10 protein-coding genes are annotated in these 10,074 nt (G+C 48.5%); 3 read left to right on the top strand and 7 right to left on the bottom strand.

Annotated features, from left to right (window positions below; genetic code table 11):
- Positions 1-64: 64 nt before the first annotated feature.
- From rplS to ffh, 5 genes are all read right to left on the bottom strand, one after another.
- Complete coding sequence (gene rplS, locus HRH59_RS19015) at positions 65-424, bottom strand: 50S ribosomal protein L19 (RefSeq protein ID WP_068234280.1); 360 nt, start codon at positions 422-424, stop codon at positions 65-67.
- A gap of 22 nt (positions 425-446) precedes the next feature.
- Positions 447-1,235, bottom strand: coding sequence for a tRNA (guanosine(37)-N1)-methyltransferase TrmD (trmD, locus tag HRH59_RS19010; RefSeq protein WP_173502841.1), 789 nt, complete (start codon positions 1,233-1,235; stop codon positions 447-449).
- On the bottom strand, positions 1,235-1,762 hold the full coding sequence (gene rimM, locus HRH59_RS19005) for a ribosome maturation factor RimM (protein WP_173502840.1): 528 nt from the start codon (positions 1,760-1,762) through the stop codon (positions 1,235-1,237). Before rimM ends, trmD begins: the two co-directional genes overlap by 1 nt.
- 30 nt (positions 1,763-1,792) lie before the next feature.
- Positions 1,793-2,044 (bottom strand): 30S ribosomal protein S16, encoded by a 252-nt coding sequence (gene rpsP, locus HRH59_RS19000; RefSeq protein ID WP_027671544.1) that lies wholly within the window; start codon positions 2,042-2,044, stop codon positions 1,793-1,795.
- A gap of 181 nt (positions 2,045-2,225) precedes the next feature.
- Positions 2,226-3,593, bottom strand: a complete 1,368-nt coding sequence (gene ffh / locus HRH59_RS18995; RefSeq protein ID WP_173502839.1) for a signal recognition particle protein — start codon at positions 3,591-3,593, stop codon at positions 2,226-2,228.
- Between the two features lie 149 nt (positions 3,594-3,742).
- Between ffh and HRH59_RS18990 the strand changes: the two genes are divergently transcribed.
- Both HRH59_RS18990 and HRH59_RS18985 read left to right on the top strand, forming a co-directional pair.
- Entirely contained in the window at positions 3,743-4,549 is an 807-nt protein-coding gene (locus tag HRH59_RS18990) for a cytochrome C assembly family protein (protein WP_173502838.1), read from the top strand.
- Between the two features lie 65 nt (positions 4,550-4,614).
- Entirely contained in the window at positions 4,615-5,883 is a 1,269-nt protein-coding gene (locus HRH59_RS18985; RefSeq protein WP_173502837.1) for an HlyC/CorC family transporter, read from the top strand.
- Between the two features lie 52 nt (positions 5,884-5,935).
- On the opposite strand, the gene HRH59_RS18980 is transcribed toward HRH59_RS18985, so the two are convergent.
- Together HRH59_RS18980 and gshA are read right to left on the bottom strand one after the other, a co-directional pair.
- A complete protein-coding gene (locus HRH59_RS18980; RefSeq protein WP_231702573.1) occupies positions 5,936-6,532 on the bottom strand; it encodes a transglycosylase SLT domain-containing protein in 597 nt (198 codons plus the stop codon).
- 106 nt (positions 6,533-6,638) lie between these two features.
- A complete protein-coding gene (gshA, locus tag HRH59_RS18975) occupies positions 6,639-8,243 on the bottom strand; it encodes a glutamate--cysteine ligase (protein WP_173502835.1) in 1,605 nt (534 codons plus the stop codon).
- 228 nt (positions 8,244-8,471) lie between these two features.
- Here gshA and HRH59_RS18970 point away from each other — a divergent pair, with 228 nt between their 5' ends.
- Complete coding sequence (locus HRH59_RS18970; RefSeq protein ID WP_173502834.1) at positions 8,472-10,016, top strand: methyl-accepting chemotaxis protein; 1,545 nt, start codon at positions 8,472-8,474, stop codon at positions 10,014-10,016.
- Positions 10,017-10,074: the final 58 nt, after the last annotated feature.

The following is a 10,074-nucleotide window of genomic DNA, read 5'->3' as shown; positions in this document are numbered from 1 at the left end:
AACCGATCTGAAAAATTCTTATCTGATCGGCATTACGACAAGTGCCGGCCTTTTTAAGGGTAGCTTAGTTAAGCTTTTCGCGGATACGCGCTGATTTACCTGAACGATCGCGTAAGTAGTAAAGCTTAGCACGGCGAACTGCACCACGACGTTTAACGGTGATGCTGTCTACCATTGGGCTGTGCGTCTGGAATACACGCTCAACACCTTCGCCATTAGAGATTTTACGTACAGTGAATGCAGAGTGCAGACCACGGTTACGTTTGGCGATAACTACGCCTTCAAAAGCCTGCAGACGGGTTTTATCGCCTTCAGTTACTTTTACCTGAACTACGACAGTGTCGCCCGGCGCGAACGCTGGAACGTCTTTCTTTAACTGCTCGTCTTCAAGCATTTTGATGATGTTTTGGCTAACTTTGCTCATAACAATCTCACTTTACCTGGAATTAACTGTCTTCTTGCTGCCCCGTCCGGCACTCTTGCTGATGTTCTTTTTGGAACTCAGCCAGTAACCGTCGTTGCTCCTCAGTCAGAGCCAGGAGATTTAACATATCCGGTCGTCTAAGCCAGGTTCTCCCAAGAGACTGCTTTAAACGCCAGCGTCGTATATTTTCATGGTTACCACTCAGTAATACTGATGGCACCTGTTTGTCTGATAACACTTCAGGCCTTGTGTAGTGTGGACAATCCAGCAAACCGGATGCAAAAGAATCCTGCTCTGCTGACTGCTCATGCCCAAGTACACCAGGTACTAAGCGCGACACTGCATCTATCAATGTCATCGCCGGCAATTCGCCGCCACTTAACACGTAATCACCAATTGACCACTCAGAATCAATTTCGCTTTCTATTACGCGCTCATCAATGCCTTCATACCGGCCAGCTACTAACAGTAGCTTAGAATACGTCGCCAGTTCAGTAACACCTTGTTGGTCTAATTTGCGGCCTTGCGGCGACAAATATACCGTGTGTACACCTTCTCCTGCAGCTTGTTTAGCGGCGCGTATTGCGTCACTCAGCGGCTGCACCATCATCAGCATGCCCGGGCCACCACCATAAGGCCGGTCATCTACAGTGCGATGTTTGTCCGTTGTGAAATCACGCGGGTTCCAACATTGCAGCTGCATAATACCCTGCTTTACAGCACGGCCGGTTACCCCATATTGCGTTATTGCCTGAAACATTTCCGGGAATAAGGATACAACCCCCACCCACAGCTTAGTGTCATCCGGCATTAAAACGCGGGATCCCAGTCTACGATAATGCGACGCCCGGTTAAATCGACGCTTTTAATCACGGTATCGGTTAAAAACGGCAACAACCTTTCTTTCTGACCAAATGCATCGGTACGGTTGGCTTTAACAACTAAAACGTCATTAGAACCGGTTTCCATCATGTCGGTTACTTCACCTAAGTGGTAGCCCGCCTCGTTTATTACTGCTAAGCCCATCAGGTCTTTCCAGTAATATTCACCGTCTTCTAAAGAAGGCAGCTCGTTGCTTGCTACGGCAATGTCAGCATTTACATACTGCTGTGCCAAGTCACGGTCATTGACGCCGTCCAGTTTCGCTATCAGGCCATTACTATGGCGCTTCCAGCTGGAAACCTGCACTGGTTGCCAGTTACCCTGAAATTTTATTTGCCAGGGTGTGTAATCAAAAATCCCTTCCGGGAAGTCGGTGTAAGCGTTAACTTTCAGCCAGCCATTGATGCCGTAAACTGCACCAAATTTGCCAAGAACGACTAAATCTTTCTCACTCAAGCTGACTACTCCACACGACCTTTAAGCTAATTAAGCAGATGCTTTCTCAGCAGTTTTTACCAGGTTTGCCACGCGGTCACTCAGTGAAGCACCTTGTGCTACCCAGTGATTAACGCGATCCAAGTCCAGACGCAGTTTCTCTTCAGTACCGCCGGCGATTGGGTTAAAGAAACCCACGCGCTCGATAAAGCGGCCATCACGAGCAAAACGGCTGTCCGCTACCACAACTTGGTAAAATGGACGCTTTTTTGCGCCACCACGTTGTAAACGAATAGTTACCATAAGGCCCTCTAATTTTATCGTTCAGGTTTTATCAAAAATAACAAAGCCCCCGGTTGGACCGAAGGGCTGCAGCATTTTACTGATTTAGGGCGTAATTGCAAGGTATTTCGCGGCTTGGCTGCCATTGCGGCGCTAAATAAAACCCCGCACTGTGGCGGGGTTGGATAAAAATCTGCAGGGTTTATCGTGGTGGCAGCATACCCGGCGGCAGTTTACCGCCCATACCGCGCATCATCTTCATTAAGCCACCTTTACCCGACATCTGCTTCATCATCTTCTGCATTTGGGTAAATTGTTTCAGTAGTTGGTTAATGTCCTGTACCTGAGTACCGGAGCCGGCGGCAATACGCTTTTTGCGTGAACCTTTAAGTAAATCCGGAAACTCGCGCTCTTTCGGCGTCATCGAGTTAATTATGGCTTCCATTTTTACAAACTGTTTATCGCCCATTTGGTTCATTGCACCCGCTGGCAGGTTTTTCATGCCCGGCAGCTTGTCCATCATCGACATCATGCCGCCCATACCGCGCATCTGTACCAATTGCTCACGAAAATCTTCTAATGAAAAGCCTTTGCCTTTCATCATCTTTTGCGCCATTTTCGCGGTTTTTTCTTTATCGACTTTTTGCTCAAGCTCTTCAATTAAGCTCAGCATATCGCCCATACCAAGAATACGCGAAGCGACACGATCAGGATGGAACGGCTCTAACGCATCGGTTTTTTCACCGGTACCCAAAAACTTAATCGGCTTACCGGTAATATGCCGGATAGATAATGCTGCACCACCACGGGCATCACCGTCGGCTTTAGTCAGGATCACCCCGGTTAACGGCAACGCATCATTAAAGGCTTTGGCGGTATTGGCCGCATCCTGGCCTGTCATGGCGTCTACCACAAACAACGTTTCTATCGGCTTTACCGCACTGTGTAAGGCCTTAATTTCGTCCATCATCTCGCCGTCGACATGCAAACGGCCGGCAGTATCCACCAGCAACACGTCAAAAATGCGGGTACGGGCATGCGCAATAGCGGCATTAACAATATCTATCGGCTTTTGCGAGATATCACTGGGGAAAAATTCCACACCGATATCTTTGGCCAGGGTTTCCAGCTGTTTAATCGCCGCGGGGCGATATACGTCGGCTGATACCACCAACACCTTTTTCTTTTTCCGCTCGGTTAAAAACTTAGCCAGTTTACCTACTGACGTCGTTTTACCGGCCCCCTGTAAGCCAGCCATTAACACTACCGCCGGCGGCTGAGTGTTCAGTGCCAACTCTTCGTTCGCATCGCCCATCGCCTCTTCTAAGGCTTTGCGCACAATTTTCAGGAATTCCTGGCCGGGTGTCAGGCTTTTACTGACTTCCAGCCCTACTGAACGCTCTTTAACGTTAGCAACAAAATCGCGCACTACCGGCAGCGCTACGTCGGCCTCCAACAATGCCATACGCACTTCGCGCAGGGTGTCTTTTATATTGTCTTCGGTTAAACGACCACGGCCGGTGATATTTTTCAGGCTGGCACTTAAACGATCCGATAAATTTTCAAACATGGTTTTTCACTCAACAGCGATAATGCGACAGATTATATCAAAATCGCGCAGCAGAAGCAGCCGTTAAGAAACTGTTGACTGCGACGCTGGGCATCCGGCGAAAGTTGCAATACAATACCAGGCAAATCAACTAAAAGGAAATGCTGCTGATGTCTACGGTGCTGTTAACTGCGCTGGCTTTAATTGCTTACCTGGTTGCGACCGGCTCAGTATTGCTGCGTATTTTCCACCCGCACGGGCCGCATTTTAAAACCACCTTCAGCGCTGCTATTCTCGGCCTGGTGCTGCATATGTTAGTGCTGGCAACCATGTTATTCACTGAACAGGGGCAAAATTTCAGTTTGCTGAATGTCAGTTCACTGGTGTGCTGGCTTATCACGGTTGCCATAACGCTTACCGCACTTCGCACCCCTACCGTATTGCTGTTACCCGTAGTGTATGGCTTTGCCGCTCTGGTACAACTGGCGGTATTAACATTACCGCATAGTGTGCAACTGCAGCATTTTGAGCAAAATGTTACCCTGTTGCTGCATATTATGCTGGCGTTTATCGCTTACGCTATTTTGATGATGGCGATGCTGTACTCGTTTCAGGTCAGTTATATCAACAGCAAGTTAAAGCAGAAAGACTTTGCCGCCATGACGCGCCATATGCCACCATTGGTGCAGGCTGAAGTACTGCAATTCCGTATTCTGCTGGCCGGCACTGCGCTACTGGGGCTGGCATTATTGGTAGCCGCGGTATTTATGGATAACTGGCTGGCGAAAGAAAACCTGCATAAAAATGTCTTCAGCCTGCTCGGCTTTGCCGTGTTTGCGGCACTATGCTGGGGCCACGCCCGTTTGGGTTGGCGTGGTAAAACTGCTAACATCTTAACTGTCACCGGTGCAGCCTTGTTAACCCTTGGCTATTTTGGCAGCCGTTTTGTACGTGAAGTGCTGCTAAATACACTTTAATTCTTGACTCAACCAGCACTTCGTAATATCAAGTACGGGTGTTTGGCAATACGGGTATTTAACTCTTGGACGACATATCGACGGGTACGCTGTTTATTGTTTTGGGCGTGCTCTTATTCATATCTGCCTATTTCTCAGGATCGGAAACAGGCATGATGTCTGTTAACCCTTATCGTTTGAAGCATTTAACAAACGAAAATCATAAGGGTGCCATCAGGGTCAGTGAGTTATTAAAACGACCTGATCGTTTAATCGGCCTTATTTTGATTGGTAACAATCTGGTGAATATTGCCGCTTCAGCTATCGCGACTATTATCGGCATGCGGTTATACGGTGATGTCGGCATCGCTATAGCCACTGTGGCCTTAACTATGGTGGTATTGGTGTTTGCTGAGGTTACGCCAAAAACCATAGCAGCACTGCACCCCGAGCGTATTGCGTTTCCCAGCTCAGCACTGCTTAAAGTTTTGCTGAAGATATTTTACCCGCTGGTGTGGCTGGTGAATTTTATCACCAATGGCATTTTGTCGATTATGGGTATCAGCCCGGAAAAACATCAGGGCAACAGCTTAAGTGCAGAAGAATTGCGTACTGTTGTGCATGAAGCCGGCGCGCTAATTCCTGAGCAACACCAAAGTATGCTGGTCGGCGTGTTGGATCTGGAAAACGCCACGGTAGAAGATATTATGGTGCCGCGCAATGAGATTGTCGGTATCGATATTAACGACGAGTGGAAAGATATTGAGCGCCAACTGGCCAATATGCAATACAGCCGTATTTTGTTGTATCGCGACAGCATAGACGAAGCCGTCGGCTTTGTGCATCCGCGCGAGTTAATGCGTTTGCTGATTAAAGAGCAACTGACCAAAGCCACGTTAATGCGTGCTGTCAGTGAAATTTACTTTATTCCTGAAGGTACCCCGCTTAATACCCAGCTGATGAAGTTTCAGCGTACTAAAGAGCGTATTGGCCTGGTAGTAGATGAATATGGTGATATTCAGGGGCTGGTAACTCTGGCCGATATTCTGGAAGAAGTGGTGGGTGAATTTACCACCGATGTCGCTGAAGACAGTAACGAAGACATCCTGCCACAACCGGATGGCTCCTACCTGATTGACGGCAGCATTAACCTGCGGGATTTAAACCGCGAAATGCAGTTGGAGCTGCCAACCGACGGGCCGAAAACACTCAATGGGTTAATTCTGGAGTATCTGGAAGAGATCCCCCAGGGTAAACTCAGTATCCGCCTATCCGGTTACCCGTTGGAGGTTGTCGACGTACAGGATAATATGATTAAAACCGTACGGCTGTTACCACACCTGAAAAAATCCTGAATCTGAGACAAAAAAACCGGCACTGCCGGTTTTTTATTTTGTAGTGTTATCGTTAACCAAAAAACAGCCGCCATAACCAACCACGTTTTAAATCGTCTTCGCAACTTTTTAACTGGCCGGCATATACTTTGGCGCGGTGGTCAACTTTCTTTGCTACGTTAACCAGCCAGGCTTTCTTTTTATAGCTACCGCGGCGATAGCCGCCCCAGCCTTCATGATAATTAAGGTACTGATTGTAAGCATCCCACTTCGATACCTTATTCAACCGCTGGCTTTTGCTGATATACCAACCCATAAAATCCATAGCATCGTCAAAGTTATCACGGCTGGCCCAAAACCGATCAGCCTCTTTAACATATTCGTCCCAGGTTACTGTTTTCGCCTGAGAATAGCCATAAGCACTGCTGGCACGGCCATAAGGAATAAAACCTAAGAACCAACGCATAGGCGGCCTGGCGTTATGCTTAAAGCTGCTTTCCTGATACATCATGCTCATTGGTACATGAATGGGCACGCCCCACTTGTCGCGGACTTTAGCGGCGGCATCGTACCAATCACGATGTTCATAAAAAATTTCACACAGATTAGAGGTATTCTGCGGTGGCGGTGTGCTGCAACTGCTGAGCAACAACACAGCGGTTGTTGCCATCAGCAGCACTTTAACGGGAGTTTGAACTTTCTTCATCCGGCTGATTCTAACAAGCTGCACGGATGCAACCAAGTTTTTATTCTCCCCGGACATTGTTACGGCTACCTCAGGTAGCCGTTTTTTTATTGTCACAGGCCGGCACTTCAGCAAAATACTCTGCAATGTATTGCTCAAAGCCGATGCTGTCTTGCTGCTCTATCTGCGCTTGCTGCTGCAATGACTGCTCTGCGGCGGCAACAAATTGCGGTTGTGTATAATACTGATACGGCTCCTGCATTAATTGCTCACGGTACTGTGCCGACAGCTGCAGGATAAAACTGCCGTTGTCCTGCTGCTGTGCCAGTAACTGATTCAGGAATTTGCCGGAATAAGTTTGTGCAGGGTCCAGCAGGCTCATATAGAACTGCTTCAATGCCGCGGTGTAACGCTCGTTACCATAGGCTGCATCCAGGTGCTGTGCTACCGGCATCATGTCGGCAAACAGCTCTTCCGCCCAGTCCAGCATTAATCTTGGCTGGCCATGTTGTAAAATTTCAAGATTACTGCGCCGGCCATCTGTTACCACTTTTTTAAGGTTTTGCTCGGTCACAGTTTGCTCTGCTGCCGACAAATCCGGGCTATCCTGCAACAGACAATACAACAGAAATACGTCTAAAAAGTGCATTTGCTCTGCGGTTATACCAACGGCACTAAACGGATTAACATCCAGCGCCCGCACCTCAATATACTCTACCCCCCGTTTTGCCAGGGCACAGGTGGGGCGTTCACCCGACTCAGTGGTACGCTTAGGCCGGATAGTCGAGTAAAATTCATTTTCTATCTGCAGCACATTGGCATTCAATTGCTGATATTCGCCGTTAACCTTAACACCGATATTACGGTACTCTTCCGACGGCATACTGATAGCGGCATGCAAGCCGGCGATATACTCCGGCAGGCTGTTGTAGGTTACGTTTAAGCTGGACTGCGCGCTGTTAGTGTAACCAAGATCACTCATACGCAGCGATGTCGCATAAGGTAAATACAAAGAGCCCTTACCTAACGGCTGAAACGGATAGCGGCTGCTGCGACCTTCGAGAAAAGATTTACACATCGCCGGCGAAGCACCGAACAAATACACAATCAACCAAACATAGCGCTTGTAGTTACGAATAAGCGCCAGGTACTGCGCTGAAATAAACTCTTGCAAGTCGCCACTTTGCGCTAATATTTGCTGATATTGCTGCCAAAAGCTTTGTGGTAATGAAAAATTAAAATGCACACCGCTGATAGCCTGCATCATGCTACCGTAGCGATTATGTAAGCCTTTACGGTACAACGTTTTCATGCGGCCGACATTAGAGCTGCCATATTGGGCAAACGGGATCTGCTGCTGATTACTGATAAAACACGGCATACTGGCCGCCCAAAACTGCTCACCGGCAATGTTTTTAATGGTAAAGCGATGAATGTCGGCCAGTTGCGCCAGGGTAGTATCAATGTTGTCGCTTACCGGAGTAATAAATTCAAGCAGCGACTCAGAAAAATCAGTGGTGATTAAAGGATGGGTTAACGCTGAGCCCAATTGCGCCGCATGAGGCGTTAATGCCAGTTTACCATCGGTATGCACGCGCAAAGTTTCACGCTCAATACCATGCTTAATGCCTACTACCGCGTGCTGGTACGCGGCAGTATTAAGCCTGGCCAGGCGTTGTTGTAAAGATGAGCCCAAGGTAATTCCTTAATTGCTGTTTGATTGTGCTGAAATTGGGGCACTGCGGCCAATCTCAAGACCGCGGCCTAATTTAGCCTGCAAATTCATTTTCAACAATCGAAGATTTTGTCGCTTAACCAGCTGCAATGTTAAACGGTCTGAACCCCGGCTGTAATTATTGCTTTAATACATTAGACTTACCGTATCGGGTACACCATAACGACTACTTAAAAATAAGCAGGTAACATGAATCGTCGCAATACAGGCACTATTAATGAAGAAGTTAACTTTAACGCTGACCAGGAGCTGGTATCGACTACCGATTTACGTGGTGTAATTACTTATGCTAACCCGGCTTTTTGTAAGATTGCCGGCTACAGCGTCGAAGAGCTGGTGGGCAAAAATCATAATCTGGTGCGCCACCCGGATATGCCGGCCGCCGCGTTCGCCGATTTATGGCAAAAGCTTAAGCAAGGACAATCCTGGCGGGGCCTGGTAAAAAACCGCTGTAAGGACGGCCGCTACTACTGGGTGGATGCCTTTGTAACACCCATTTACCAACAAGGTAAGCTGGTGGGGTATCAGTCGGTACGGGTAAAACCGGATGCCGCCATGATAGAGCGGGCTAACAGCAGTTATCCCGGCATAGCCGCCGGTAAAATGCCGTCGGACTGGCGCAGCCGGTTTACCTTAAAACGCTCGCTGGCTGTTGCGCTCAGTCTGCTAATGGCCGGTATCGGCGCAACTGTTTTTGGTTGGCATTTTTTATTGGCATTACTGTTACCGCTGGTCTGGCTGGTTTGCTGCTATGACGAATTGTTTATTATCCCGGCAAAGTTGCAACTGGCAAAAGCGAAGTTCGATAGTGTGTCGCGCTGGATTTACTCCGGCTTCGGCCCTTACGGCATTGCCGATTTCCAGCAAAAAATGGCCCAAGCCAGGCTGCGCACTGTTTTAGGCCGCGCTACCGACAGCACTGCCGCGCTGAGTATTATTGCCGAAACCCAGGCCGAAGCAGTAAATATGACAGAGCAAGGTATTCATCAGCAGCATGATCGCTTAAGCAGTATTGTGGCGGCTACGTCGCAACTTTACAGTACCGTGCAGGACATTGCCGGACGTACTCAGGATACCCATCAGCAGGTAAATGATACACATAAAATCTGTGAAGCTGCCAAAACGACTATGCAGCATACCGCGCAAACTGTGCAGCAACTGGCAACAGAAGTTCAGGGCGCAGCAGCAACCGCAGATGGTCTGGCCGTTGAAGCAGAGCGTATTGGCGCTGTAATGACCGAAATTCAGGGTATTGCGGATCAAACCAACCTGCTGGCGTTAAATGCCGCTATTGAGGCAGCACGTGCCGGTGAGCACGGCCGCGGTTTTGCCGTAGTAGCAGACGAGGTACGAGCCTTATCTTCCCGCACCCACAAGGCCACTGAGCAAATTAAACAGTCCATCGGCGAGATACAACAAACGCTGCTGAGCTGGGGCAAGGTAATGCTGCATAGCCGCCAGCAAGTGGATATCTGCGTAGAGGAAACCCGGCACAGTGAAACGCAACTGGCTGAAATCTCCCGCATGATAGACCACATTGCCAACCTTTCTTCGCAAATTGCCACTGCGGCAACCCAGCAAGGTGCTGTGGCACAAGATGTGCAACAAAGTGTCGGGCAGATACAACAAATAGCCCAAACCAATCTGGACAATATTCAGGTAGTGTCAGATAACAGCTCTGCCTTGCAGTTGCAGGCCGGCAAAATTGCTGATTTGAATAAAAGCTTTGGCTGAAAAACAAAAAACTCCGCCACGGCGTAATGCCGGTCAGTTAAGCTGACCGGCATTTTTC

Origin of the sequence: Rheinheimera lutimaris (assembly GCF_013283795.1) — a bacterium.
Lineage (GTDB): Bacteria > Pseudomonadota > Gammaproteobacteria > Enterobacterales > Alteromonadaceae > Alishewanella > Alishewanella lutimaris.
This window is presented reverse-complemented; position numbering and strand designations above follow the sequence as displayed.